Origin of the sequence: Pseudarthrobacter polychromogenes (genome assembly GCF_014644495.1) — a bacterium.
GTDB lineage: Bacteria > Actinomycetota > Actinomycetes > Actinomycetales > Micrococcaceae > Arthrobacter > Arthrobacter polychromogenes.
This window is the reverse complement of record NZ_BMKU01000003.1, coordinates 14,521-39,546: the sequence shown is the minus strand read 5'-3', so window position 1 is coordinate 39,546 and position 25,026 is coordinate 14,521. Positions and strand designations below refer to the sequence as shown.

20 protein-coding genes are annotated in these 25,026 nt (G+C 66.8%); 12 read left to right on the top strand and 8 right to left on the bottom strand.

Annotated features, from left to right (window positions below; all coding sequences use genetic code 11):
- The first annotated feature begins 11 nt into the window (after nucleotides 1–11).
- Complete coding sequence (locus tag IEX43_RS05690; protein WP_188809469.1) at nucleotides 12–1,676, top strand: sensor histidine kinase; 1,665 nt, start codon at nucleotides 12–14, stop codon at nucleotides 1,674–1,676.
- A gap of 62 nt (nucleotides 1,677–1,738) precedes the next feature.
- Here IEX43_RS05690 and IEX43_RS05685 read toward each other — a convergent pair whose 3' ends face one another.
- Entirely contained in the window at nucleotides 1,739–1,978 is a 240-nt protein-coding gene (locus tag IEX43_RS05685) for a hypothetical protein (protein ID WP_188809468.1), read from the bottom strand.
- Between the two features lie 274 nt (nucleotides 1,979–2,252).
- On the opposite strand from IEX43_RS05685, the gene IEX43_RS20435 reads away from it, so the two are divergent.
- Nucleotides 2,253–2,387 (top strand): hypothetical protein, encoded by a 135-nt coding sequence (locus IEX43_RS20435; protein ID WP_268238362.1) that lies wholly within the window; start codon nucleotides 2,253–2,255, stop codon nucleotides 2,385–2,387.
- A 23-nt stretch (nucleotides 2,388–2,410) separates the two neighbouring features.
- Here IEX43_RS20435 and IEX43_RS05680 read toward each other — a convergent pair whose 3' ends face one another.
- Together IEX43_RS05680 and IEX43_RS05675 are read right to left on the bottom strand one after the other, a co-directional pair.
- Nucleotides 2,411–3,202: a TIM barrel protein gene (locus IEX43_RS05680; protein WP_188809467.1), complete on the bottom strand. Its 792-nt coding sequence runs from the start codon at nucleotides 3,200–3,202 to the stop codon at nucleotides 2,411–2,413.
- Complete coding sequence (locus IEX43_RS05675) at nucleotides 3,199–4,320, bottom strand: Gfo/Idh/MocA family oxidoreductase (RefSeq protein WP_188809466.1); 1,122 nt, start codon at nucleotides 4,318–4,320, stop codon at nucleotides 3,199–3,201. The genes IEX43_RS05680 and IEX43_RS05675 overlap by 4 nt, the downstream gene beginning before the upstream one ends.
- A gap of 106 nt (nucleotides 4,321–4,426) precedes the next feature.
- Between IEX43_RS05675 and IEX43_RS05670 the strand changes: the two genes are divergently transcribed.
- The 3 genes from IEX43_RS05670 (at nucleotide 4,427) to IEX43_RS05660 (ending at nucleotide 7,734) form a co-directional block, all read left to right on the top strand.
- The gene (locus tag IEX43_RS05670; RefSeq protein WP_188809465.1) at nucleotides 4,427–5,437 is read left to right on the top strand and encodes a LacI family DNA-binding transcriptional regulator; all 1,011 of its coding nucleotides are present in this window, start codon (nucleotides 4,427–4,429) and stop codon (nucleotides 5,435–5,437) included.
- Between the two features lie 156 nt (nucleotides 5,438–5,593).
- On the top strand, nucleotides 5,594–6,850 hold the full coding sequence (locus IEX43_RS05665) for a glycoside hydrolase family 26 protein (protein WP_229666353.1): 1,257 nt from the start codon (nucleotides 5,594–5,596) through the stop codon (nucleotides 6,848–6,850).
- A 137-nt stretch (nucleotides 6,851–6,987) separates the two neighbouring features.
- The gene (locus tag IEX43_RS05660; RefSeq protein ID WP_229666331.1) at nucleotides 6,988–7,734 is read left to right on the top strand and encodes an ANTAR domain-containing protein; all 747 of its coding nucleotides are present in this window, start codon (nucleotides 6,988–6,990) and stop codon (nucleotides 7,732–7,734) included.
- Nucleotide 7,735: 1 nt separating this feature from the next.
- Here the strand turns inward: IEX43_RS05660 and IEX43_RS05655 are convergent, their stop codons facing one another.
- Entirely contained in the window at nucleotides 7,736–9,430 is a 1,695-nt protein-coding gene (locus IEX43_RS05655) for a S8 family peptidase (RefSeq protein ID WP_188809464.1), read from the bottom strand.
- A 792-nt stretch (nucleotides 9,431–10,222) separates the two neighbouring features.
- On the opposite strand from IEX43_RS05655, the gene IEX43_RS05650 reads away from it, so the two are divergent.
- Nucleotides 10,223–12,022 (top strand): S-layer homology domain-containing protein, encoded by a 1,800-nt coding sequence (locus IEX43_RS05650; RefSeq protein ID WP_229666330.1) that lies wholly within the window; start codon nucleotides 10,223–10,225, stop codon nucleotides 12,020–12,022.
- 202 nt (nucleotides 12,023–12,224) lie between these two features.
- A complete protein-coding gene (locus IEX43_RS05645; RefSeq protein ID WP_188809463.1) occupies nucleotides 12,225–14,753 on the top strand; it encodes a polysaccharide pyruvyl transferase family protein in 2,529 nt (842 codons plus the stop codon).
- 17 nt (nucleotides 14,754–14,770) lie between these two features.
- On the opposite strand, the gene IEX43_RS05640 is transcribed toward IEX43_RS05645, so the two are convergent.
- Nucleotides 14,771–16,798 carry a S8 family peptidase gene (locus IEX43_RS05640; RefSeq protein WP_229666329.1) on the bottom strand — a complete coding sequence of 676 codons (2,028 nt, stop codon included), beginning with the start codon at nucleotides 16,796–16,798 and terminating at the stop codon, nucleotides 14,771–14,773.
- A 336-nt stretch (nucleotides 16,799–17,134) separates the two neighbouring features.
- Between IEX43_RS05640 and IEX43_RS05635 the strand changes: the two genes are divergently transcribed.
- The 3 genes from IEX43_RS05635 to IEX43_RS05625 all read left to right on the top strand — a co-directional run bounded on the left by IEX43_RS05635 (nucleotide 17,135) and on the right by IEX43_RS05625 (nucleotide 20,377).
- Entirely contained in the window at nucleotides 17,135–17,311 is a 177-nt protein-coding gene (locus IEX43_RS05635; protein ID WP_172801451.1) for a hypothetical protein, read from the top strand.
- The gene (locus tag IEX43_RS05630) at nucleotides 17,311–18,213 is read left to right on the top strand and encodes a F510_1955 family glycosylhydrolase (RefSeq protein ID WP_188809461.1); all 903 of its coding nucleotides are present in this window, start codon (nucleotides 17,311–17,313) and stop codon (nucleotides 18,211–18,213) included. The genes IEX43_RS05635 and IEX43_RS05630 overlap by 1 nt, the downstream gene beginning before the upstream one ends.
- A gap of 388 nt (nucleotides 18,214–18,601) precedes the next feature.
- The gene (locus IEX43_RS05625) at nucleotides 18,602–20,377 is read left to right on the top strand and encodes an EAL domain-containing protein (protein WP_188809460.1); all 1,776 of its coding nucleotides are present in this window, start codon (nucleotides 18,602–18,604) and stop codon (nucleotides 20,375–20,377) included.
- Here IEX43_RS05625 and IEX43_RS05620 read toward each other — a convergent pair.
- On the bottom strand, nucleotides 20,355–20,687 hold the full coding sequence (locus IEX43_RS05620; protein ID WP_188809459.1) for a hypothetical protein: 333 nt from the start codon (nucleotides 20,685–20,687) through the stop codon (nucleotides 20,355–20,357). The two genes, IEX43_RS05625 and IEX43_RS05620, sit on opposite strands and share 23 nt — an antisense overlap.
- A gap of 316 nt (nucleotides 20,688–21,003) precedes the next feature.
- Between IEX43_RS05620 and IEX43_RS05615 the strand changes: the two genes are divergently transcribed.
- The gene (locus IEX43_RS05615; RefSeq protein WP_188809458.1) at nucleotides 21,004–21,708 is read left to right on the top strand and encodes a TetR/AcrR family transcriptional regulator C-terminal domain-containing protein; all 705 of its coding nucleotides are present in this window, start codon (nucleotides 21,004–21,006) and stop codon (nucleotides 21,706–21,708) included.
- A 181-nt stretch (nucleotides 21,709–21,889) separates the two neighbouring features.
- Here IEX43_RS05615 and IEX43_RS05610 read toward each other — a convergent pair whose 3' ends face one another.
- Complete coding sequence (locus tag IEX43_RS05610) at nucleotides 21,890–23,134, bottom strand: acyltransferase family protein (RefSeq protein ID WP_188809457.1); 1,245 nt, start codon at nucleotides 23,132–23,134, stop codon at nucleotides 21,890–21,892.
- A 323-nt stretch (nucleotides 23,135–23,457) separates the two neighbouring features.
- Here IEX43_RS05610 and IEX43_RS05605 point away from each other — a divergent pair, with 323 nt between their 5' ends.
- Nucleotides 23,458–24,351 (top strand): App1 family protein, encoded by an 894-nt coding sequence (locus IEX43_RS05605; protein ID WP_188809456.1) that lies wholly within the window; start codon nucleotides 23,458–23,460, stop codon nucleotides 24,349–24,351.
- An 87-nt stretch (nucleotides 24,352–24,438) separates the two neighbouring features.
- Here IEX43_RS05605 and IEX43_RS05600 read toward each other — a convergent pair whose 3' ends face one another.
- Nucleotides 24,439–24,996: an ANTAR domain-containing protein gene (locus IEX43_RS05600; RefSeq protein ID WP_188809455.1), complete on the bottom strand. Its 558-nt coding sequence runs from the start codon at nucleotides 24,994–24,996 to the stop codon at nucleotides 24,439–24,441.
- Nucleotides 24,997–25,026 lie beyond the last annotated feature (30 nt).

Below are 25,026 nucleotides of genomic sequence, written 5' to 3'. Positions count from 1 at the left end.
TGGGGGGAACCATGCTTTTCGAATCGACGGACCGGTACTTCCGGACGCTGGGCCCCCGCGGCCGGACAGTGATGTTCCAGCTTCCGCTATCGGTCACGGTGCTGCTTGTGACGGTCCTGGTGGCCCTCCTGCACCCCGGGTTCGAGTGGCCCGGGCCGTTCCTCTACAGCCTGGCGGCGCACTTGGTGCTGCTCACGGCCAGCGCCGTGGTGCCCTGGGAACGCCTTCCGGCACGGGCCGTCTTCGTGATTCCGTTCCTGGACTGCCTTGCCATCGGGTTGTCCCGCGAAGCGGGCGGCCAACACCTCACCGTCCTGAGCTTCCTGCTTGTTTTTCCGGTCGTCTGGCTGGCTGTGGGCCTGCGCCGGACAGGTGTTGCCATGGCCGTTCTTGCCACCATCCTCAGCGTGGCGGTGCCGCCCGTCCTCCTCGGCACCGGATTCACCAGCGCCTCCTCCATCCGGGTGGTGCTCCTGCCGGTCATCCTGGGGGCGATCGCGCTCACCGCGTTCGGGGTTGCCAACGGGATCGCCATGCAGCGGCGCCTGCTGCAAAAGCAGGAAGCGGACCTCCGGGACCTGCTGGCGGCCAGTGAGGACCGCGAACAGCTGCTGAACACGGTGATGGACACTGTCAGCGTGGGTGTGTGCGCCCTCGACGGCCAAGGCCAGGCAGTACTGGTGAACCGGCACCTTGGCAGCCGCCTCGCGGATGCCATCGGCAGTGAACCCACTCCCGGCAACGTGACGGACCTGCCTGTCTACGGCGTGGACAGGAAACACCGGCTTCCCCCCGAACGGCACCCCCGCACGCGCGCCGCCCGGGGTGAACCTTTCACGGACGAACTGGTCTGGGTGGGCAGCGGAACCACCCAGCGTGCCTACTCCGTGACCTGCCGTCTCACAAAGACGTCCGCCGGAGGGAACTCAGGCGCGGTCCTGGCGTTCACGGACGTTACAGCCCTAGTGACGGCGCTCTCCGCGAAGGACGAATTCCTGGCCAACGTCTCCCACGAGCTGAGGACGCCGCTGACGTCCATCCTGGGTTACCTGGATCTGGCCCTTGACGACGACGGCCTTGAACCTGGACTGGAAGAGTGCCTGACCGTTGCCAAACGGAACGCCCGGCGGCTGCTGACCCTCGTCGGTGACCTGCTGACCATCGCGTCCGGATCGTTGACCATCGCTCCCCGTCCGGCGGACCTCAACGACGTTGCCGCCACCAGCATCGAGGCGGCACAGCCGCATGCCACGGCCGCCGGCATCACCCTTGAACTGGAATCATCCGGTCCTGCCACAGGCCGGTTCGACCCCGACCGCCTTGGCCAGGCGATCGACAACCTGGTGTCCAACGCCATCAAGTACACGCCGGAGGGCGGAACCGTCACCGTCCGGATCGGCGCCACCGGACAAAGCCTCAGGTGCGAAGTCACTGACACCGGGATCGGAATGACCGAGGATGATCTGGCCCAGGCTTTCACCCGTTTCTTCCGGGCAGCCAATGCCCACTCCTCCGTTATTCCCGGTGCGGGCCTGGGGCTGGCGATCACCAAATCCATCGTCGAGAACCATCGGGGAACCATAATCCTGTCCAGCAGCCGCGGCAAGGGGACCACAGCCGTCCTGACCCTTCCGGATGCGGACGCCTCGCTCCCGTCCCCCGCCGCCGCACGGTAACAGGATCCCGGCGCCGGGCGCCGCCGTCGGACGCCGCACGTTTGGTGAGTGGCCGGAAAACGCTACCCGCGGGCCTTCCCGCCCCTGTGCCGCCCTGCCGGGGCGCTGCCCGTGAGCGGGTGGGCGAGCCGCCAGTGCTTGCGGGAGTGGGTGCCGGCACTGCCGGCGGGAGGGGCGGCGGCCGTGGCCACCAGCGACGATCCCCTCCGGCGGCGGCGCAACCGGAGGAGGACGATCACCGTCAAACCCAGCCACACGAAAGCTACACCGAAGACCAGGACCAGGGACGGAATCGCATCCATGATCAAGCTTAGGCTCTGAACCGCCGGTAGCTGTTACCCGTTTACCTGGGCGCTGGCTACGCGCCCCGGGGATGAGTACCTCCCCGGGCGGCACTGGCTGCCAGCACCGCCGCCGGGCGGTTCAAACCGCTGCATCCGCTCGGGTAGGCTCAGTGCACCAAAGCCTGAGGGGGCAGCGCTCTGAAACGGCAAGCCATCATCATTACCGCAATCGGCACTGCGCTGGCAGCCGGGGTGCTGCTCAGTCCGCCGCCAGGAGCTCGTCAGGACGGGAGTGTCAGGCGTGGTCGCTGCCGTCCTCATCCCGGACAACTACGACCCGTCCCGCCTCCTCGCCGAGGGATTCAGCCGCGTCCACGAAAACATCTACTCGGTCAGCACTAACAGGATCCCAGGCTCAGCCGGCTGATTCCTGAGAGGCAATGAGCCTGGCTAGCTTTCAAAGGCCGCGCGGAAAGCCGCAAGGGCGGCATCCCCCGCTTCCAGGCCCGCTCCCCCGGCGGCAGACGCTTCGAGGCCGACCACTCCTGTGTAGCCGGCTTCGCGGAGGGCGGCTGCAACTGCGCGGTAGTTGATTTCCCCGGTGCCGGGCTCACAACGGCCCGGGACGTCGGCCACCTGGATCTCCCCCACCCAGGGCAGTGCCGCCCGGATAAGTTCGATCAGGTTCCCCTCGCCGATCTGGGCATGGTAGAGGTCCAGCATCATCCTGGCGTTGGGGTGGTCAACCGCCGAGACCAGCGCCAGGGTGTCTTTGGCCCGGGCCAAGGGAATGCCGGGGTGGTCCAGGACGGTGTTCAGGTTCTCCAGCGCGAAGGTCACACCGTACTTTTCGCCCAGGACTGCCAGGCGTTCGAGGGTGCTCCGGCCGGTCATCCACATGTCACCTGTTGACCGGTGTACGGGGCGGACAGCCCGGCCGCCCTCCCCGAGCTCCGCCGGATGCACCACCATCCTCTCGACACCGAGTTCCAGCGCGGCAGGGATCAGCTTCTCCGCAGACGCCAGCACCTCGCCGGCGCTGCGGGGATCGGTAAGGCTGCCGCCAAAATAGCCGGTCATCGAGGAGAACCGTGCTCCCGTAGCTGCCAGGGCCGCGATGTCCCGGCCCCGGGTATCCCACAGCTCCACCTCGAACCCCTGCCCATGGATCCTCCTGACCCGCTCGAGCAACGGCAGTTCGCCGTAGACCATCTCGGCGCACACGGCCAGCCGGAAGCTCATGCGTTATTCCCCACGAGGTGCTGTGCAGGTTCTGCCGGAGTGAGGACGGCAACGGATGCGACGTCCACCGGCAGGCCCGTTTCAGCCGAACGGAAGGCGGCAAGGGCCACCGCCAGGGCGTTCCGGGCATCGGTGCCACCGGGTGCGTGGGCGGCGGGAGCCTCCGTGCCGTCACGGCCGGCCTTGACGGCGTCCACAAAGTGGGCGAGTTCGGCCGTGTAGGCGTCGTGGAACAGATCCACGTTCCGCCGGACCGTGGCCGAGCCGATGCCGGCAGCGGTGTAGCTGGTGGCGCTGGTTTCCTGCGGCCCTCCCGCCGTCACCATCCCCGCGGAGCCGAAAGCTTCCCCCCGCACGTCATAGCCATACAGCGCATTGAAGTTCGCCTCGGCCACGGCGATGGCCCCGTTGCTGTACGTCACGGTGACCACTGCGGTATCCAGCAATCCACCGTCTTTTGCCCCCGGAGCCACCAGCGCGTCAGCCACGGCATACACGCTGACCGGAACAGCGCCAGGGTTGAGCCAGTTGAGGGTGTCGAAATCGTGGATGAGGGTTTCCAGGAAGATGGTGCCGGGCGGAATCCGCCCCGGATCGGCAATCCCGTCCGCGGTGCCCGGATCGCGGGTCAGGGACCGCAACAGCTGCGGCGTTCCCACGGCGCCGTCGTCGATCAGCTTGCGGGCAGCGGCGAAGCCGTCCGCAAAGCGCCGGTTGAAGCCGAACTGGACCACCACGCCCGCGGCATCGGCTGCCTTCAGGGCCTCATCGAGCTCCTCCACCGTGCGGCCGCCCGGTTTTTCGCAGAAGACGTGCTTCCCTGCCCGGGCTGCCGCCGCGATGAGCCCGGAATGAAACCGGGCCGGCGCGGAAATCAGGACAGCGTCGACGTCGGGATCCTCCAGCACGTCTGCGGGGTCCGTACTGATCTTGACAACGCCCAGGCGGCCAGCCAGTGCTTCAACAGCGGGCAGGGCCGGGTCAGCGATTGCCTCCAGCCGGGCGCCGGGGATGCGCAGCGCTACCGACTCGGCATGGAAACTTCCAATCCAGCCCGCGCCGATCAAGCCGATACGGACCGGACGGTCTTCACTGACCGGATGCTGAAGGTAACCCATAATTACTCCTGACGTCGTCGTCTAGATCGTTCTAGTCGAACTATGATGACACGCGGTTCACGTCAGGTCTAGATCGTTCTATAGACTGTTACTCCCAGGAGGAGATATGACGGAACTGCAGCGCCGCCCCACCCTGATGGACGTTGCCAAGGCGGCAGGTGTTTCCCGCGCCCTGGTGTCCATCGTGATGCGGGGTGCACCCGGCGCCGCAGAATCAACCCGGCAAAAAGTCCTGGAGGCGGCCCGCGAGCTGGGCTACCGCGCGGACTCCCGGGCCCGGCTCCTCCGGAGCAGCCGGACCAAGCTCCTGGGCCTCATCTTCTCCAGTTCACAGCCCTTCCATGCGGAAATTGTGGATGCCGCGTACGCCGAAGCCTCGGCCAGGGGTTATGAGATAGCGCTGAGCGCCGTGGCCACCGGCAGGCCCGAGGCCAGGGCCATCGAAACACTGCTGGACGTCGGCGCCGAAGCCCTGATCATCATCGCCCCGACCCTCAGCCCCGAGGACCTGGCACTGCACGCGCGCCGGGTGCCGGTGGTGAGCCTCCTGCGCGAGGATGTGGGCGACCTCGTGGATTCGGTCAGCAGCGACGATTACGCCGGCATCCGGATAGCCGTTGAGCACCTGGCCAGCCTGGGCCACTGCCGGATCACCCACGTGGACGGCGGCACAGCCGTGTCCTCGGACCAGCGCCGGGAGGCGTACCGCACAGAAATGCTCCGGCACGGCCTGGAGCCCGTGATTGTTCCCGGCGGCCCGGATGAGGAAACCGGCATGCGGGCCGGGCAGGTTCTCCAGGCGGACCTGCCCACGGCCGTGATCGCCTTCAATGACAGATCGGCCCTCGGAATCATGGAGAGCTTCCGCGCTGCGGGCATCAGCATTCCGGCGGACATCTCCGTGCTCGGCTACGACGACAGCCACTTCGCCAGGCTGAGCTACGTCCAGCTTTCCTCCATCAGCCAGGACGCCCCGCTCCTTGCGGCCGCAGCCGTTGACCGCGCCGTGGACCGGGTGGAAGGGACGCTGCCACCGGGGCGCGTTGTCCGGACGCCCCACCTGGTCCTCCGCAGGACCACCGGACACGCTGGTGCGCAAAAAGTGGGTCAAAACTAGGCGGATCCTGAGCCGGAATCTCCACTGCGCTGCCCAGGCGGCATTCAGACTGGAAAAGGGGGATCACTCCGGTCACCTCCTTCTTTGTGCGCCCGTCCCCGCCGTCGCCCTTTCCACCCAAGGTGCGGCAGCACACCACCTGGAGGTCCAGTGAAGCTGTTCAGATACATCCTGTGTTTCGCCCTGCTGCTGGCCTGGGCGCTGCCCGCCGGCGCGGCCCCGGCGCACGCCGCGATGGCAGCCATCACCCTCAGCCCGAACACCGGCCCTGCCGGCACCTCCGTGACCGTCACCGGAACCGGGTTCCCCAAGAAGACCTCTGGGACAGTCAGCGCGGGAACCACCAGCGCCGCTTTCAAAACCAGCGCCTCCGGCTACTTCACGGCTGAACTGGTGATGCCTGAATCAGCCGAGCCCACCGTCACCGTCCGGGCCGCAACGGCGACGGCGAGCGCCTCCGCACCGTTCACCGTCACCTACAGCTCCCCCTCCATCGTCGAAGAGGAACCTGCCGAGCCGGCCCCGACTCCCGCGCCCACCAGCCCGGCGGCGCCCGCCCCCGCAACCCTGCGCTTCGGCGTCGGCACTCCCGGCGGCCCGCTCGCGGCGGCCGAACTGAACGAGGTCACCGCCCTTGCGGGCGAGGCGCCGTCCATCATCCTGTCCTACAAGGACTTCAACCAGGCTCCCCCCATCACGGAACTGGAGGCAGTCCGCACCCGCGGCGCCCTCACCCTGCTGACCTGGGAACCCTGGGCGTGGGGCGGCGGGACAGCGCAGCCCGCGTACTCCCTGGACCGGATCGCCGCCGGGGACTTCGACCCCTACCTGCGCCAGTGGGGCCAGGCGCTGGCCGGCTGGGGCCACCCGGTGATGCTGCGCTTCGGGCACGAAATGAACGGCAACTGGTACCCATGGTCGGAGCAGGTCAACGGAAACGGGTCCGGCGACTACGTGGCCGCGTGGCAGCACGTGCACGGCGTGGTGACGGCGGCCGGTGCCACCAACATCACCTGGGTGTGGAACCCCAACGTGCCGTACTGGGGGTCGGTGCCGCTGGCCGGCCTGTACCCCGGCGCGGCGTACGTGGATGCCGTGGCGCTGGACGGCTACAACTGGGGCACCTCCGCCTCCTGGAGCTCCTGGGTGTCCCCGTCCCAGCTCTTCGGCGACGGCCTGTCCCAGCTCCGGACCCTGGCCCCTGGCAAGCAGATCCTCATCGCCGAAACATCCTCGGCCGAGCAGGGCGGCTCCAAGGCAGACTGGATCACCGCCCTGGTCAGCTACCTCTCCGCCCAGCCGGACATCACCGCAGTGACCTGGTTCCACTACAACAAGGAAACCGACTGGCGGATCAACAGCAGCACCTCGTCCGCCCACGCCTTCAAACAGGCACTGGCCGCCCGCCGGTAACGCAAAAGCAAGTGGTCCCCCCGCCGCGCCGGAAAAGTAGAGTACCGGCTACTCGTGCCCTCCGCGGGCTGTACTCATAGATTCGGGGAAAGCCCGCGCGGGTGCGGGGCGGGACCGAAGCTTACGGGGGACGAAGCGTGGCACTACAACCGGCGGACGGAACCATGCGGACAGAGCGCCCGGGGTTCCTGCTGGACCTCATCACGGGTGCGGACACTGACCTGGGTTCGGTGCGGCGGCTGGCGGAGGCCGGCGCGCAGGCCCTCGCCGGGTCCGCGGACTGCGCTGCCCTGCTGATCCGGCCCGGCAGCCCGCCCGTCATTGCCGGCAACAGCACTGCCGCCGAGGCCCTAGCCACCTCCGAGGACCGGAACGGCGACGGGCCCCTGACCCATACCGTCGGCACGGCCGAAGTGGTGAAGGTGGACCGCACAACATCCACCAGGTGGCAGGTATACCGACGGCGGCTCTCGGCTTCCGGATTCGGCGCAGCGTTGGCTCTTCCGCTGGAGCTGGAGGACCGCACGTCCTGCGCGCTGCTGTTCCTTGTCCGCGGCACCACCGGGCTGACGCCGGACCTGGTGGCCGAGGCCCGGTGGTTCGCGGAAGTGGCCGCCCAGAGCATGAAGCTGGCCCTCGAGGTGCGCAGCGTCCGCTCAGCCGGGGACAACCTGAAGACCGTCCTGGAGAGCCGCACCTCCATCGATGTAGCGTGCGGCGTGATCATGGCCCAGAACAGCTGCACTTATGCCGAGGCGTTCAGCAAGCTGGCGGGCGCGTCACGCCAGCGGAACCTGAAGGTGCGCAGCGTTGCCGAGAACGTGGTGAAGTCACTGGCCGCCGGCGCCCCCGCAGCGCGGCTCGATCCGCCGGCCCAGGCGTAGCCTATCCCGCAGGTGCGCTGTCCGGTGAGAACGTGTACGTCCACTGGTTGGTGGCCCCCGCCGCCAGCGAGTACTTGGGAAGGGCACGCGCGGAAACAGCGACTGTGCCGGAGCCTTGATACTCGCCGGCCTTGACGGCTGCTCCGTCCCGCACGTATTCAACGCCCCTGGAGGATGGGACGGTGAAGGTGTCCTTCTTGGTACCGTCCTTGTCCGTGAACTTCACGGCTTTGGGCAGCACAACGCCGGCCGGCAAATCCTCATTGGAGAGGTCCAGGGCCTCCGCTGCGTCCACCAGTCCGTGGCCGCAGCCTTCGGGGCAGTCAACGGCCAGCGGCCGGGCCGTAGCCTCGAGCCTCTTCTCCACCATCTCGGGCGTGTAGCTGCTGCCCACCTCGGACATCAGCAGGGCGGCGATCCCGGAAACGTGGGGGGCCGCCATGGACGTGCCCTGCATAAAGGCGTAGGCCTCGAGCCCGGGGGTGGTGGCACCGAAGTTGGAGGTGGAGAGGATGCCTTCGGTGAACTGGCTGGTGATGTCGCCGCCCGGTGCCGTTACATCGACGTCGTCTCCGTAGTTTGAGTAGGAGGCGCGGGCGCCGGTGCGTCCGGAGGCAGCCACCGTAATGACCTTCTTGCAGTTTGCCGGACTCATGCCGGAGGCCGGGCGGTTTGAGTTTCCGGCGGCCACCACCACTGCGGCGCCGGCCTTATGGGCGAGGTTGATGGCGTTCTGCAGCGTGACGGAGCAGGGGCCGTCCCCGCCCACGCTGAGGTTGATCACGCGGGCGGGGTTGGGGTTGACCGGCAGGCCGGCCACCTGCCCGCCGGCGGCCCAGATGATGGAATCGGCCACGTCCGATTCGTAGCCGCCGCAGGCCCCGAGGGCGCGGACGGGAAGCAGCCTTGCTTCGGGCGCCACTCCAGCGACGCCGTCCTTGTTGTTGGCTACGGCGGCGATGGTCCCGGCCACGTGGGTCCCGTGCCAGGAGGACGTACCGCTCTCGCCGCCGATGCCGCACAGTTCCCCGGCGAACCAGTCCCCCTCGTCCTGCGGGTTGGCGTCACGCCCGTCGCCGTCCCGCGCGTTGGCGGCGTCAACGATCATGTCGTAGCCGGGCAGCACCCGGGAATTCAGTTCGGAATGGCTGGTGATTCCGGTGTCCACCACAGCCACCACTGTCCCCTCGCCGCGGTTCACGTCCCAGGCGCCGGGGAGCCGGATGCCGGCGGCGTCATCCCACAGGTTCCACTGGACCGGGTACCCGGGATCGTTGGGGGCCTCGGCTGCCGGGTGCATGATGATGTCCGGCTCAGCGTAGGCCACGCCCGGGGCGGATCGCAGTGCTGCCAGGAAAGCCTCGGCTTCGGCGCCCGGAAGGGGGCGGCTGGTTTTCACCACCTGCGCGCCGGCGGCGGTGCCTTTGACGTTTTGGGCAGCGATGCCCACCCGGCCCGCTGCCGTCCGCGCGGCCTCGGAGGTTGCCGCGGCTTCGGACCCGATGCCTGGACCGCCCTGGATCCCCACAATGAACTGGTCGGTGGCGGGGGACGCAGCAGGCGCCGCACGCTGCGGGGTTGGCCGGATGTTGTCCAGTCCGCCGTCGGCCCGGGCAGGAAGGGCCAGGGTTGTGTTCGCCAGGACAGCAGCCACGGCGAGGGCGACGGCGGTGCGGGGGCTGAAGCGGTGGGTCATGGGCGGGCATCCTTCAAGGACAGGCGCCAAGCGCTGGGTGCCGGCGCGCGGACAGACTCACCCCCGCCCCGATTCTAGCCACAAGCAGGAGGGGGAAGAAGGGGCAGCGGCAAATATCCCGGACCCGCGCAAATGGTCGGCAGCGCGGCAGGGTCCATCTCAGCCGCGGTCCCGAATCGCTCCGGACAGGGATTGGCACATAATGCCTGCGGGCACCCACATATTTCCAGTGTTTTGCCTTTTTTGGGGAGCGGCTCTCCATAGGATTCCTCCATGTGGACCAAACAGAGCCAGAGCTTCTGCCCCGCATGCGGCAGGACTACCCATCACGTGACTCACTTTCACAAGGACGACGCCGGCACGCTTGTTGCCAGCGCACGTTGTGCTGAGTGCCCGCAACCGGGTATTCCCGCCGAAAACCACATGCCCGCCCCGCTATGGAAATCCCACGGCGTTCCGGCGGTCTGACGTGAGTACCGGAAGCATGATCTCAGTGCCCTACCTGGCAAAGGCGAGTAACGGGTACTCGGGCGGCATGTGTTGCACAAGAGGTTAATAAATCAGCGGGGGCACCAGCTTCCTCAGGGACCTGGACGCGACAGCGTTGGGGCGGAACGTTTAAGGAGTACCGTGAAGAAATCGATCAAACGAGCCCTGGGCCAAGGGCTGGCAACAGTCCTTGTCGTCGCCGGGCTAGGAGCATTTGGGGGACCTGCGAGCGCCACGGTGCCGCCACCGCCCCCGCCGCCGCCAGCGCCAATTTTTGGCACCGCCGGCTCCGATTACACAGGTGTGGGAAATCCCCCCACCGCCGACAAGCCGCAGAGCAAGCTGTGGTGGAACGATGGCGCCTGGTGGGCCGATATGTGGACCTCAGGAGGTTGGAAGATCCACAAGCTGGACAGGGCCGCCAAAAAGTGGGTGGATACCGGCGTGGGGGTGGACAACCGTGCCAACACGTCTGCGGACACCCTCTGGGACGGCACCTACCTCTACATAGCCCACCATGTGGTCACCATCTCTACTGAAGACGGGCCAAAGGCGTCCCGCCCGGATTCCCCGGCCAGGCTGTACCGCTACAGCTATGCCGACGGAAAATACACGCGGAGCAGCGGGTTTCCCACCACTATCACCACGAACAGCAGCGAATCGATGACCATCGACAAGGACAGCACCGGCGCAATCTGGGCCACCTGGACCCAGGTGTCCGGAGTCCAGACCGGTGGCTACGCCAGCAAGGTAATGGTCAACAACTCGTCAGAGGGCGGAAAGTCTTGGGGCACGCCGCAGTCCCTGACTGGTGTGGACGCCACCGTTGCTCCGGATGACATTTCGTCCCTCGTTGCCTTTGGCAAGAACAAGATTGGCGTCATGTGGTCTGACCATGTAACGGGTTCCGTCTGGTGGGCCAGCCGCACCGACGGCCAGTCCCCCACCTCGTGGAAGGTCCAGTCCGCCGTCCGCGGGCCAAACCAGGCTGACGACCACCTCAACATCAAGTCGCTGCAGGCAGACACCACCGGCCGCGTCTTCGCCGCGGTCAAGACGAGCTTCGACATGAACTCCACGGCAAAGAAGTCGGACCCGCAGTTGCAGCTGCTGGTGTTCAAGCCGGCCACGGGAGCCTTCGACAAGTTCACCATCTCCACGATCGGCGACTGCCACACCCGTCCGCAGATTGTGCTCGACCCGGAAAACAACAAGATCCATGCCTTCCAGTCGGGTCCGGCAACAACGGTGTCGGGTTGCCCCTACAGCGGGACGTCCGGCGCCATTTACCAAAAGACGGCTTCCATGGATGACCCCGTTTTCGCCGCCGGCCGCGGCACCCCCGTTATCCAGGACTCCACCCCCAGCGTCAACAACGTGACCACCAGCAAGCAGCCTGTTACCAGCAAGAGCGGCATGGTGGTCCTGGCCAGCGACGACGACGACAAGCGCTACTGGTTCGCTGACTTTGGCATCGAGGGTGACGGCGATGACGGTGGCGAGTATGTACCGCCGGCAGTTTCACCCTTCGCTGATGTGGTGACAACACAGCAGTTCTACAAGGAAATCTGCTGGCTCTTCGAGAATGAGATCTCCACCGGCTGGACAGAAAACGGCACCAGGACCTACCGGGCGCTTGAGCCGGTAAACCGTGATGCGATGGCAGCATTCATGTACCGCCTTGCCGGCGAGCCTGCCTATACTCCGCCGGCAGTGTCGCCCTTCACTGACGTTCCTCCCGGGACCGCCTACTACAAGGAAATCAACTGGCTGGCTGCCCAGGAGATCTCCACAGGGTGGGATGAGGGCAACGGCATCCGGACCTTCCGGCCGCTTTCACCCGTGAACCGTGACGCGATGGCAGCATTCATGTACCGCCTTGCCGGCGAGCCATCCTTCACTCCGCCCGTCGCGTCCCCCTTCACCGATGTTCTTCCCGGCACAGCCTTCTACAAGGAGATCACGTGGCTGGCCGCCCAAGGAATCTCCGAAGGGTGGACAGAAGAGGACGGCAGCAAGACCTACCGGGCCCTGCAGCCGGTGAACCGTGATGCGATGGCAGCGTTCATGTACCGGTTCAACGAAAAGCTGGACTTCATCTAGCACCTGCCTTACCGGGCTGCTCCCCGGAATTTGGACGGATTCCGTTCGAATTCCGGGGAGCAGCCTTTTGCGTTCCCGAACACTGCCGGGCGGGCTACGGACGGCATGGGACGCCCGGTACCCCTACTATGGAGGGGTGTCTCGGCCCGCCGCCAAGCCCAGCGCCCTATTGAGTCTGTAAGTCATTCAAGGAGTCTTCACCTTGTTTTCCCGCGTCGCCGTCATCATTCGTACCAAGGACCGGGGGCGGCTGCTCGGCCGGGCTTTGGACAGCGTCCTCGCCCAGACCTACACCGACTGGCGGATCGTCCTTGTCAACGACGGCGGGAGCCGGGCACAGGTGGATGAAGCGCTGGAACCGCGCATTGCAGACTTCGGGGACAGGCTTCTGCGGCTCGACAACCAGGCCAGCCTGGGCATGGAAGCGGCTTCCAACCTTGGTATCAGGGCCGTGGACTCTGAGTTCATTGTTGTCCATGATGACGACGATGAGTGGGCTCCTGACTTCCTGGCCATCACTGTCGCCCACTTGGAACAGCATCCCGGTGACGGCGGCGTAAGCGTTGAAACGGAAATTGTCTACGAGCGCCTCACCGCCGAGGGCCGGGACATTGAAGACCGCGTCATCTTCGAGCCGGATCTGCGCGAGATTACGCTGGTGGACCTGCTCCACTACAACCGGTTCGTCCCCATCTCCTTCCTCTTCCGCCGCTCGGTGTACAACGAACTGGGAGGTTTCGACGAGAACCTTCCAGTGGTGGGTGACTGGGAGTTCCACCTCCGTTTCCTAGTGCACCACCACATCGGCCTGATCAAGGGGCGGCCCCTCGCTTTCTGGAACCAGCGCCGGTCTGCCCTCAGCAGCGAGGCCAACAGCTTCATAGCACGCACGGAGGAGCACCAGCTTTTTTCCTTGAAGATCCGGGACCGCCTGGTCCGCGAACATGCCCGGGAGTTTGGACTCGGCCCCCTCCTGTACCAGCGTGAACTCCTTGCAGTGGAAACGGGCCGCCTCCACCACCGGCTGGAGGAGATCAGCCGCCAGCAGGCCGAGGGGACGGAGCAACTGGCCCGGCTGGTGGGGGACGTCGAGCAGATCCAACGCAACGTCCGGGCCGCATCCCAGCCGCTGCCCCTCCGTGCTCTCCGCTCGGTCCGCCGGCGGCTGCGGGAACGGGAAGAGCGCCAGCGCTCGCTGGAACTGCACGCGTCGCGGCAGCACGCCGTCGTACATTCCCCGGCGTCCCTCGGCAAGGACCAACGCGTTGCCGTCTTCGGTGACGTAGGCCAGCCCGAGTACCACGTGGGTGATGAGGCGATGACGCACGCGGCCATCGCAGCCCTCCGGAAGCGCGGCTACGAAAACTTTGTGGTGCTGACGCATGACGCCGGGCAGACGTCCGGCCTGTATGGCCTGCCAGCTGCCCCAAGGCCGGAGGTCCCGTGGAACCCCTTCGAAAGGCACCAGCTCCTGCAGGAGGTCAAACACTTTCTCGACGGCGGGCCGGCCACCGACCGCGCCGCGGACGTTGTCCGTTTATTCCAGGACGCCTTCAGTGGCTGCAGCACCCTGCTCCTGGCTGGCGGAGGCAACCTCACGTCGCAGTACGGCGGACTCCTTTTTGAGCGCCTGGCCGCCATCCGGGTGGCCCACTCCATGGGCCTCAAAGTGGCGGTGTCCGGGCAAACCGTAGGTCCGGTCCTCACAGGACCGGACCGTGCCGAAGCCGCGGAAGCACTGCGCCTGTGCAATGTAGTCGGTTCCCGCGAGCGGCACACGCATGACCTGCTGACATCCATGGATGTGGAGTCGGTCCTGGTTTTGGACGATGCAGCGTTCCTCGCCCAGGGCGTTGGCTTGGACGCCTCGGCGCTGCCGCCGTCCGGCTATATTGCTGCCACGTTTGCTCCAGGCTCGGGCGCCATGCCCCGCAACGATTACCACCGGCACATGGCACGCTTGCTCGACCTCGCCTATGAGCAGCTGCAGCTTCCCATCCTGCTTCTCCCCCACGTCTCCACCTTCGGAGCACAGGACGGGGACCAGGAGTGCCATGCCGCTATTGCACGTCTCTCCACGGCACCGGATGTCAGGGTGCTGGACCAAAGGTCGGCTGAGGAAACGGCGGCCCTGACGGCCAACGCTGAACTGGTCATCTCCAGCCGCTACCACCCCGTTATTTTTGGTCTTTCCGCCGGCGTCCCTGTGCTGCCCGTTGCCGTTGACTACTACGGTGAAGTGCGGATCGGCGGAGCGCTGGAAAGCTGGGGCTTGCGGCGCCTGCTGCGCTCACTGCGCCACCTGGGGGACGGAGACGACGCCAAGTGGGTCACGTCCGTCATCGGACAACGGACGGAGATCCGGGACCACCTCCAGCAGCAGGGGAAGACGCTGAACGCCTTCCATGAGGGCTGGTGGGATGCGGTGGCGGCCGTCCTGGACGCAGGATCCACACCCGGACCGCTTATCCCTCTTCCTGTGGTGGACAGCAACCCGTCGCTGATCCTGGAACAGGCCGAAAGCCCGGAAGCCGCCCGTCTGAACGCCAGCAACGAGATAGCCATCGGTAACCTCGCTCAGCACACCGAATGGCTGCAGGGTGAGCTGAACGCCCGGCCGGCCCGTCTTGGGGGAAGCATCGCCGGGATGGCCCGGTCCGGTCAGAAGCTGCTCAGCCGGACGCCGTTGCAGGCGGCCGCCGAGCGCTTCCGAACGCGGATCTCGCGGTAGGGGTTCTGGAACCGGCGTCACTCCATAACGATGTTCAGGCGGAACAGGAAGGCTGCCATCGCATCACGGCTGATTGCCTGCAGCGGCCGGTACAGCCGGCGGCCTTCCTCCACCCAGCCCGTCGAAATACCCTTGTCCGCGAGCCACGCCATCTCCTTGTAGAACTGCTGCCCGGTCACAACATCAGCAAAAGGGGACCCAGCGGGGGCCGTATAGTCCGGTGACCCTGCCATCCGGTACAGGAACGCGGCCATCGCGTCACGGCTGATCGACTGCAGCGGCCGGTATAGCCGGCGTCCATCCTCCACCCAGCCCTTCGAAATGCCGCTCTCGGCGAGCCAGGCCATCTCCTTGTAGAACTGCTGCCCGGTCACAACATCAGCAAAAGGCGATTTAGCGGGCGCCGTATACTCTGGCGACCCTGCCATCCGGTACAGGAACGCGGCCATCGCGTCACGGTTGATCGACTGCAGCGGCCGGTACAGCCGGCGGCCATCCTCCACCCAGCCCGTCGAAATGCCCCGTTGGGCAAGCCACGCCATCTCCCGGTAAAACTGCTGCCCGGTGGAAACGTCATGGAAGGCCGAGACCGAAGGCGGCGTGTAGGCGGCGGACGTCAGGGCTGTTGCTGCATCCACCACTCCCGCACCACAGCCCTCGGCGCAGGCTACAGGCAGCGGCCGGGCTGTGGCCTTGAGCCGTTCCTCCACCATGTCGGGTGTGTAGGTGCTGCCCTTCTGGGACATCAGCAGGGCGGCGACCCCAGCTATGTGGGGTGCCGCCATGGATGTGCCCTCGAGTAGTGCATAGGCTTCCTGTTCCGGGCCGGCGGAGCCAAAGTTGGAGGTGGAAAGGATGCCTTCGGCGTATGGGTTGGGTATGTCGCCTTGGTTGCTTGTGTCGCCGCCCGGGGCAGTCACGTCCACGGCATTCCCGTAGTTTGAGTAGGACGCACGGCCGCCGTCGCGGTCGGCGGCAGCCACCGTGATGACGTTCTGGCAGTTCGCTGGGCTTGTGCCGGCTGCATCTTCGCCGGAGTTTCCGGCGGCAACCACCACGGCCGCGCCCGCCTTGTGGGCGAAGTTGATGGCGTTCTGCTGCGTGACGGAGCACATGGGCTCTTCGCCGCCGACACTGACGTTGATCACACGCGCGGGGTTGGGGTTCACCGGCGTGCCGGCAACCTGCCCGCCGGCCGCCCAGATGATCGAATCGGCCACATCTGATGCGTAGCCGCCGCAGGCACCGATGGCGCGGACGGGGAGCAATTTGGCTTCCGGGGCCACACCGATGATGCCGTTGTTGTTGTTGCCGACGGCCGCGATTGTTCCCGCCACGTGGGTTCCGTGCCAGGAAGAGAACGGGTTCTCGCCGACGCACCAGTCCCCTTCGTCCTGCGGGTTGGCGTCGCGTCCGTTACCGTCCCTGGCCGTTTCAACGTCGGAGACCATGTCATAACCGGGCAGGACCCGGGAGTTCAACTCCGAGTGGCTGGTGATTCCCGTGTCCACCACCGCCACCACTGCGCCTTCACCGCGGTTGATTTCCCAGGCTTGCGGGGCACGGATCCCCGCGGTTTCCTCCCAGAGGTTCCACTGCGCGGGGTACCAGGGATCGTTGGGAGCGACGGAGGACGGGTACATAATAATGTCCGGCTCGGCGTAGGCCACGCCGGGGCTGGAGCGCAGCGAGGCCAGGAAAGCAGCGGCTTCGGCGGCCGGCAGGGCCCGGCTGGTTTTCACCACCTGCCCGCCGGCGGCGGTGCCCTTGATGTTCCGCGCCGCGATGCCCAGCTTGCCCGCGGCCTTGCCGGCAGCCTCGGAGGTGGCCGCCGCCTCGGACGCAATACCGGGACCGCCCTTAATCCCAACAATGAACTGGTCTGTAGCGGGGGCCACCGCAGGAGCAGCCGCCCGCGGCGGCGTCCTCCGGATATCGTCCAGGTGGTCATCGGCCTGGGCGGGGAGAGCTGCCAGGGTTGTGCTCGCCAGGACAGCGGCCAAGGAAATGGCGACGGCGGCGAAGGGCCGGAAGTGGTGGGTCATTGGCGGGCTTCCTTTAAGGACAGGCGCCATGCACTCGAAGCTGGCGCGGTCAGCCGGGAATCACCGGACTGACCCCCCTCGGCGATTCTAGCGATAAGCAGGAAGCAGGTGAACGGTGCCCGCGGTAGATGACCTGCTTTCCCGGAGAAGGCAGCGTTTGTGACGGCGCGGAGGCAGCCGGGCGACGCCGGCGGCGCCCGCCATTTCCGCGGGTCCGCACGGGTGCCGTAACCTTGTAGGGATTCCTGCTTCGCTGGCGGACACACACCTGGGAGGGTTCTGTCCGGGCACCAGGGCAGGCATCCGTTTCCCATCGGTCTCACATAAGGCGCAGTCGTGAACACTACTTCTCCCCAGGGGAGCACCCTTGGCCCGCTCGAGGACCTGGGCTGGACCGCTCTCTCCGTCAGCGTGGCGCTGGTCCTGCTGCCCGCGATCGGCCTGAAGGCGCTGGGCCAGTCCTTCTTCCCGAAGACTCCCAAAGCTGAAGAACGCCACTACCTGATCCAGTAATGGCCCGTAAGCACGCCAGCAGTACCAAACATAGTGCAGTGCTCTCCGCCGCGGCGGCCGCGCTGCTCGCCCTTGCAGGCTGCGCTCCCGCCTCAAGCCCGGCACCGGACACCAACGGCACTGCCACTGGCACTGGCACTGGCAGCGCCCCTAGCCCGCTGCCCGGCTCCCACGTCCATGGGATCGCAGTCAGCGGCGAAACCAGCCAGGTGCTCCTGGCCACCCACGACGGACTGTTCGACGTCACCACCGCCCCGGCCACCAAAATCGGCGGAACCAACGACCTCATGGGCTTCACCCCCGGCCCCTCAGACGGCGTCTTCTACGCCTCCGGCCACCCCGGACCGGGCTCGGACCTCCCCAACCCGCTGGGCCTGCTGAAAACGTCCGACGGCGGCAAAACCTGGGAGCCGCTCTCACGGCAGGGCGAATCCGACTTCCACGCACTGACCGCCACCCAGTCGGGAATCGTTGCCTTCGACGGTGTACTGCGGACCAGCCCGGACGGCAAAACCTGGACCACCGTCGCCGCAGACTTCGCCCCGGCCGTCCTCGCCAGTCACCCTGACAGCACCACCGTCCTGGCCACCACCCAGGACGGGATCCAGCGCTCAACGGACTCAGGCAACACCTGGACCCAGCTGGAGAACGGCCCGGTGATCCAGTTCGCTGCGTTCGCCCACCCGGCGGAAGCCGTGGGTGTAGAGCCGGACGGCACTGTCCACTACTCCGCAGACGCGGGCGAAACGTGGACCGAACACGGCCGCATCGACGCCGAAGTCATGGCAATCGCCGCCCTCAAGGGCGAGGACGGCCGCCCCTGGATCTGGGCGGCCACGGCGGACGGGGTCATGGTGTCCACGGACGGTGGCATGATTTTCCGGCCCGCAGACGCGGACTGAGCAGCCGCCCGCGGACTGAGCAGCCGCCCGCGGCCGCCCGACTAGTGGCGCGCCCTGAACCGGATCAGTCCCGCCGCCAGGAGGCCCGCTCCGCCAAGAGAGGCCAGCATCCCGCCAAGGGCTGCAACGTATTCGGTGATGGTCATTGTCTCCACTCCCCTTCCGTACTGCCTGGGTGCCCAAACTATGCCCGGATGCTCAGGATTGCGTGCAGGATCGCCCGCGTGTTTGGTCAAGATCTGTGCAGTTCCCTGCCACGGACTCCAGGCGGGAATGCACGACGGCGGTGCGCGCCGCCGTCGTACACCTCGCCTTAATGTTCACCTTCCGTTAGCTTTCGCTTGATATGCAGGACGCGTGGCCTCCTCCCCTCCGTCCCGTCTCCGCTGTGAAGCCGTCCACGCCCACGCTGGGTGACCTCGGTTCCGAGGCGATGGTCCTGAGCGGCGATACGCCCTCGGGAGAGATCGAGGCGCTGTTCCGTGAGGACCGCGGGCTCCGGGCCGTGGTGGTTGAGGTCCGGGGAATCCCCGCCCTGCTGACGCGGGACCAGCTGGACCACCAGTTGACCGGGCGGCTGGGCTACGGGCGCGCGCTGAACGCCCGCGTGACGGCCGAGGCGCTGGTGCCCTGCACCACCTTCACCCTGCCGCCGTCCCTGGACCTTCGGGCGGCCGCCGCCGCGCTGCTGGACCGGCCTGAGGAGAGCAGGTACCAGGATGTGCTCGTGATTCCCGCCTCGGGGACCCCGCGCGTGGTGCCCGTCTCGCAGGTCCTGGAGGGCCTTTCGGATGTGTTCCGGCATGCCGCGTTCCATGACCCGCTCACGGGCCTGGCCAACAGGCTGGGACTGGAAGAGTCGGGGCAGGCCCTGCTGGCCGGCTCCGGTTCTGCCCGGACGGCGGCGCTTTACGTGGACCTGGACGATTTCAAGGTCATCAACAACACGTTCGGGCACAGGGCCGGGGACGGTGTGCTCACGGCCTTCGCGGCGCGGCTTAAGGCCTGCACCAGGGCTGCGGACAGGGTGGCCCGGCTGGGCGGGGACGAGTTCGCCGTGCTGCTGGCCGACGTCGATGAAGCCAGTGCCCGCGCCCTCGCGGACCGGATCCTCCGTGTCCTGGATGAGCCGTTCGTCCATGACGGACACCTGCTCCACGTCTCCGCCACCCTGGGTCTGGCCATGGCCGCGGATGTCGGGGCAGGCGATACTGGGGCACGCGATACGGGGGCACGCGACGGCGGGGCAAGTGTCAGGGCCGGCGGGCGGGCGCCCGGGACGCAGCTCGAAGACCTGCTGCGCCAGGCGGATGCGGCGATGCTGCAGGCCAAGCACGAGGGCAAGCGCAGGCTGGGCCGCATCGATCCCTCCCGGCCGGAAAGCCGCTTCGCCCGCCAGGCCCTGATTCGCCGCCGGCTGCCCCACGCGCTCAGCAGCGCAGCGTTCAGCCTCCACTACCAGCCGCTGATGGACATTCCCACCGGCGACTGCCCCGCGGTGGAGGCTCTGCTGCGCTGGCACGACCCTGAACTGGGCGCCGTCTCCCCCACCGAGTTCATCCACGTGGCCGAGCACACCGGCATGATCCACGCGTTGGGCCAGTGGGTGATAGACCAGGCCTGCGCGCAGGCCCGGCTATGGGCGGACGCCGGCACGCCGCGGGCCATTTCGGTAAATATTTCGCCGTTGCAGCTGGCCGCCGGAAACCTGGCCACGGTCATCCACAGATCCCTGCAACGGCACGGGGTACCGCCCTCGCTGCTGAACGTCGAGATCACGGAGAGCGCCGCCATCGTGGATCTTTCATCTGCGGCGGCCCAGCTGCGCACGCTGATCGGGGCGGGCATTGGGGTGGCCCTGGACGACTACGGGACGGCGTATTCGTCCCTCTCACTGCTCAGGGAGCTTCCCCTCACCGGGCTGAAGCTGGACAAGTCCTTTATCGACACCATCGACACCGATCCCACCTCGGCTGTCCTGGTGGCCAACGTCATGGCGTCCGCCAGGGCCCTGGGCCTTCGAACCACCGCCGAGGGCGTGGAGCGGGAAACGCAGCTGGCGGTCCTGCGCGAGCTGCGCTGCGACACCGCCCAGGGGTACCTCATCGCGCGGCCGCTGCCTCCGGCTGAGCTCGCTCTGCTCAGCCGGCGGCCAGTGCCCTGATGCCGGCGGCCGTGCCCTCCGCTGCGCCGGCCGCGTCCTCCGCTGCGCCGGTCTTGGCTTCACTGGGCGGGGCCGGGTACAACCGGGAGGGAAGGGCTGCGACGTGGTCCAGGGTGGTGTCCAGGACCCGCGAGATGCTGCACTGCGAGCAGTGGACGGCGACGGCGATCGAGCCGGCCTTCCTGCCGGTAATGCCGGGGAACTCGACCACCAGGTGGAGGTCGGTATCGCAGTTTGCGCACCAGGGGCGCTTTCCGCGCGGCTGGTGCATTTCCCGGGGCACGTAACTGGTGGCGGCGGGAGTGGTCACAGCGTCAGGCCGCGGCATGCGAGCTGGCGTCCCTGGGCAAACGGTAGAGTGTGCTGCTGCCATGGTGGCTCTTCTCAACGAGGGTGCAAACAAAAAAGGGGGAACGGGATGATGTTTGCGCAGCACCGGCAAGGTGCAGCGCCAGGATCCCGGGATGGCGTGAGCGGCCGTGGCGGCCATGCAAACTCTGATCCCTCTTCTGAAACCATGTTGACACATTCTCTACGCTGTAGACTTTATGCGTAGACTAGATGATAAGCAAGCTGAGGAATCGTCCACCCAGGGACCGCCCGGCGCCCAGCGGAAGGGATTTCTTATGGCCGACAGTGCCGGCAATCAAACAGGTTCCCGGAAGGCGCCCCTCAGCAAAGAGCTTGTGCTCTCAACGGCACTTGCCCTGGTGGACGCTGAAGGCCTGGATGCCCTGACCATGCGGCGCCTGGGGCAGGAGCTGGACCGGGATCCGATGAGCCTGTACCGCTACGCGGCCAACCGCGCGGCCCTGCTGGACGGCGTTTCCGAACTGGTCCTGGACGAGCTGGCGATCTTCCCTGACGATCCGGACTGGCAGGCCCAGCTCCGCAAAATCGCCCACGATCTGCGACTCCTGGCACTGCGGCACCCCAACGTGGTGCCGCTGCTGGTTACCCGCCCGCTCTCCACACCCCTTGGACTGCGGCCGCTGGGAACACTGCGCCCCCTGGAGCAGATCCTTGCACTGCTGATCGAGGCAGGCTTCTCGCCGGCCGCGGCCCTGCACGTCTACCGCGCCTACTACGGCTTCCTGTACGGCCACATCCTGAACGAACTGCAGGAATACATCGTAGACCCGGAGGAAAATGAGGCCATCCTCCGCCTTGGCCTGCACCGCCTGCCCGCGAAAAGCTTTCCGCACCTCCGGGCGCTCGGCCCGGTCCTTGCCGACTACGACGGCGCCGCCGAACTGGACCAGGGGCTCGCCATCCTGCTCTCCGGCCTGGCCGGCCAGCTCTACGCCGGACAAAGGGAAAGCCCCTCCTAGGAGGGGCCTTCAACGTAGTGGTCAATTGTCTTTCGGTCTAGGTCAGCGGTGATGCACTCCCCCTTCCCGGACGCCCCCTGGCGCCCATCCGGACTATGACAAGAACTGACTTTAGTAACTGGGTTCCGTCAAGTAAAGGGGTTCGGGCCAAGTAAATTACCCAACCCATCCACCCGCACTGTCATGCCTGGTCACCGGCGGGCGGGTGGCCGGCTGCCACAAGGTCACGCCCGCGTTCCGAGGAGCGTTCGCCGGTGCGTTCCGCGGAGCCTACAGCGGCGCGTCCGGGGGAAGAAGGCACGACGGCGGGCTCCAGCCTTGCGTTGGCCCAGCGGCGGACGGGCGTTTCCACCAGGCGGTGGGACGCGCAGGCCAGCAGCACCGTCAGCGCCGCAGCCAGCGCCACCCGGAGCCACAGCGAGGGAAAGAGCGGCATCAGCAGCAGGTAGACCGGCAGGTGCCAGAGGTAGATCGCGTAGGACAGGTCCCGGCCCGGCCCGGCAAGCCACGGGTGACTGAGGACCCGTCCCGCAAACCCGGCCGGCTGCAGGACGAGCGATCCGATCAGCACTGCGGACAGCAGGGACAGCACCGTGGGCCCGGCCGTCCAGAAGGCGCTGAACCAGAGGCCGGGGGTGTCCGGTTCCTTCAGCAGGAACACGGCGGCCAGGAGGGCGGTTCCGGCAAGCGGCCCGGCCCACCGCGCAGCGTTCCGGAGGGATTCGTGGGGCCGGGATCCGGGGGTGACGGTGGTGAAGGCGAGGGCCAGGGTGCACCCGATCAGCAGCTCGTCGGCCCGGGTGTCCGGGCCGTTGTAGAGGCGGTTCAGCGGGGCCCCGAGCAGCACCAGGAAGAACCGTTCCAGCAGGAACGCCACAGCCAGCCCGGCGGTGATCCAGGCGACTGTCGGGACCTTCCAGAACCGCAGCAGCACCAGCAGGAGCACCGGCCACACCAGGTAGAACTGCTCCTCGACGGCCAGGGTCCAGGCGGGGCCGAGGGTTTCACCGGCGATGGACTCGCCGAACAGCCCGATCCGCACCAGGTTCATCACGTAGCCGGCGGCCGGGAGGACATAGCCTTCCTGGCCGGCCCACTTGGACGCCGGGAACACCACTCCCACCGTGACGATCACGCCGCAAAGCGCCAGCAGCGCCGGCCAGAGCCTGGCCAGCCGCTTGGCGTAGAAGATCCCCAGCCGCAGCCGCCCCGTGGCCAGGTACTCCTTCATGATCAGGAGGGTGATCACAAAGCCGCTGAGGGTGAAGAACACGTCCACGCCGATGGATCCGCCCGGGACCAGTTCGGTGACGGTATGGAAGAAGAAGACCCCCGCCACGGCGATGGTCCGGAGCCCGTCCAGGGCGTGCTTTCGTCCGGAGATGAGCCCGCCGCCGGGCGCGGCCGGGCGTTCCGGAGCTGACATATTTCCACTGCTTGACCTAAAAACCACCCATCCAGCATATATAACGTTTCGGTAACTGCGCTGGGCGGTAGCTGGACGTAAGCTCCACGCACCCAAGGCAACGCGCACGGCGGCGGCGCGTGCCGCCGTCGTACGCAGTTGCGGCTTCCGGCTCCAGATGCCTGGAGGAGCCCGTCTCCTGCGGATAGCATGTCCGGATGCGCCTACCCAAGTTTTTAGCGAGCCGCTTCTCCCAAAGTGCCGTTTCCGTCGCCTACAGGACGGAAACGGGCGTCCGGGACCTGCTGGCCCGCCGAGCAGCGGCTCAAGGGTGGACCCCAGCGGTGATTCCGTATTCCGGATACGCCAGCGCACACCAGGCCCGAGTGCTGGGGCGGGTGGTCCTCGCCCCGGCGTCAGTGGACCCCGCTGCCGCCCGCGGCATCCCCGGATGGCGGCGCCTGCTCACCTTGGAAAGTCCCGGAACCGAAGTGAAGATCGAGCTCGGTGGCACTACCACCACCGTCTCGAGTGACTCCGCAGGCATCGTCGACGCACGGCTCCCTCTGGACAGTCCCCTGGAGCCCGGACTCACGCAAGCTCAGTTGCATGTGGATGGCCGCAGCCCGGTTCCTGCGAATGTGCATGTCATGAGCGCCGAACCGGTGCGCGGCCTGGTCTGCGATATCGATGACACGGTGTGGGTCACCGGCATCGCCCATCCGGCCCGCGCGGTCTGGCGCACCCTCAGCGGCTCCAGTTCAACCAGGCAGTCAGTGCCCGGCATGGCGCGCCTCCTGCAGACCGCCGTCGAGGGCCAGGACCATCCTGGAGTGGTATATCTGAGCAACGGACCGTGGAACTTTGTTGGTCCGGTATCCCGGTTCCTCGAACGGCATGACTTTCCGGCCGGCGCGGTGCTGATGACCGACTGGGGCGTCACTCCACAGCGATGGTTCCGCGACGGGCGGGAACATAAGTCGTCCTCCCTTGCCCGCCTGATGGAGGACATGCCCCATGTGACGTGGGTACTCGTCGGAGACGACGGGGAACACGACCCAACAATCTACAGCGACCTGGCCAAGGCCCACCCCCACCGCGTAGCGGCCATCGCCCTGCGCCAGGTCCGGCCGGCCCGGAACGGCCAGGAAGCGGACTCCGTCAACGGCGTGCCTGTTCTGCGGGGCGCCGACGGGGACAAGCTCCTGCCCCTCCTGCGCGAGTCGCTGCGTAGGTGAGACGTACGACGGCGGCGCTTGCCGCCGTCGTACGCCTCACCTTTGGCCTGGGCCTGGTCCCAGCAGGTGCAGCCGAAGCCCGCCACCTTATCGGCGGGTGGCGCGTTCCACGATCTCGTGGGCGATTGCGTAAACCTTCCTGTTTGTCTCCTGGCTTTGCTGGCTCATCAGTTCATAGGCCTCGTCTGCCGTGACACCCAGGCGTCCCATCAGGACGCCCTTGGCCTGTTCGATGACGGCCCGGTTGATAGCCGACGCAGCCACGGCCTCGGTTGCGAGCTGGTGGCGGTCGGAATGGATTGACTGGGTGAGGTCAACCACCACGCCCCACACGCCCACAGGCGCGCCACCCTCAAGGATGTAGTCCGCAGAGTAAAGCAGTTTGTGCTGACGGTCCTTGCGGTCGCGGATGGACACATAGATGGACGACGGGCCGCCGACCGCTGCGACGCGGTCCCAGTAGGCCTGGACAGCGGGCCGGTCTGCAGGCTCGATGTGGGCGAAGGCCATGTCCATGGAAGGGACAACGTCGCCGCGTTCGTATCCATAGATGCGGTACAGGCCTTCCGACCAGTGGAAGATGCCCTCTGCGAAGTAGTACTCGACAAGTCCCGTGGGACAGTCCAGAAAGTCATCGTGGGGCATTCTTGCTGACGAAAGTGCGGGGGAATTATT

What these genes read in the sequence shown, in the direction of transcription:
- IEX43_RS05690 (WP_188809469.1), top strand. Translation starts at nt 12, where the DNA reads ATGCTTTTCGAATCGACGGACCGGTACTTCCGGACGCTGGGCCCCCGC.
- IEX43_RS05685 (WP_188809468.1), bottom strand. Translation starts at nt 1,978, where the DNA reads ATGGATGCGATTCCGTCCCTGGTCCTGGTCTTCGGTGTAGCTTTCGTG.
- IEX43_RS05680 (WP_188809467.1), bottom strand. Translation starts at nt 3,202, where the DNA reads ATGAGCTTCCGGCTGGCCGTGTGCGCCGAGATGGTCTACGGCGAACTG.
- IEX43_RS05675 (WP_188809466.1), bottom strand. Translation starts at nt 4,320, where the DNA reads ATGGGTTACCTTCAGCATCCGGTCAGTGAAGACCGTCCGGTCCGTATC.
- IEX43_RS05670 (WP_188809465.1), top strand. Translation starts at nt 4,427, where the DNA reads ATGACGGAACTGCAGCGCCGCCCCACCCTGATGGACGTTGCCAAGGCG.
- IEX43_RS05655 (WP_188809464.1), bottom strand. Translation starts at nt 9,430, where the DNA reads ATGACCCACCGCTTCAGCCCCCGCACCGCCGTCGCCCTCGCCGTGGCT.
- IEX43_RS05640 (WP_229666329.1), bottom strand. Translation starts at nt 16,798, where the DNA reads ATGACCCACCACTTCCGGCCCTTCGCCGCCGTCGCCATTTCCTTGGCC.
- IEX43_RS05630 (WP_188809461.1), top strand. Translation starts at nt 17,311, where the DNA reads ATGGCCCGTAAGCACGCCAGCAGTACCAAACATAGTGCAGTGCTCTCC.
- IEX43_RS05615 (WP_188809458.1), top strand. Translation starts at nt 21,004, where the DNA reads ATGGCCGACAGTGCCGGCAATCAAACAGGTTCCCGGAAGGCGCCCCTC.
- IEX43_RS05610 (WP_188809457.1), bottom strand. Translation starts at nt 23,134, where the DNA reads ATGTCAGCTCCGGAACGCCCGGCCGCGCCCGGCGGCGGGCTCATCTCC.
- IEX43_RS05600 (WP_188809455.1), bottom strand. Translation starts at nt 24,996, where the DNA reads ATGCCCCACGATGACTTTCTGGACTGTCCCACGGGACTTGTCGAGTAC.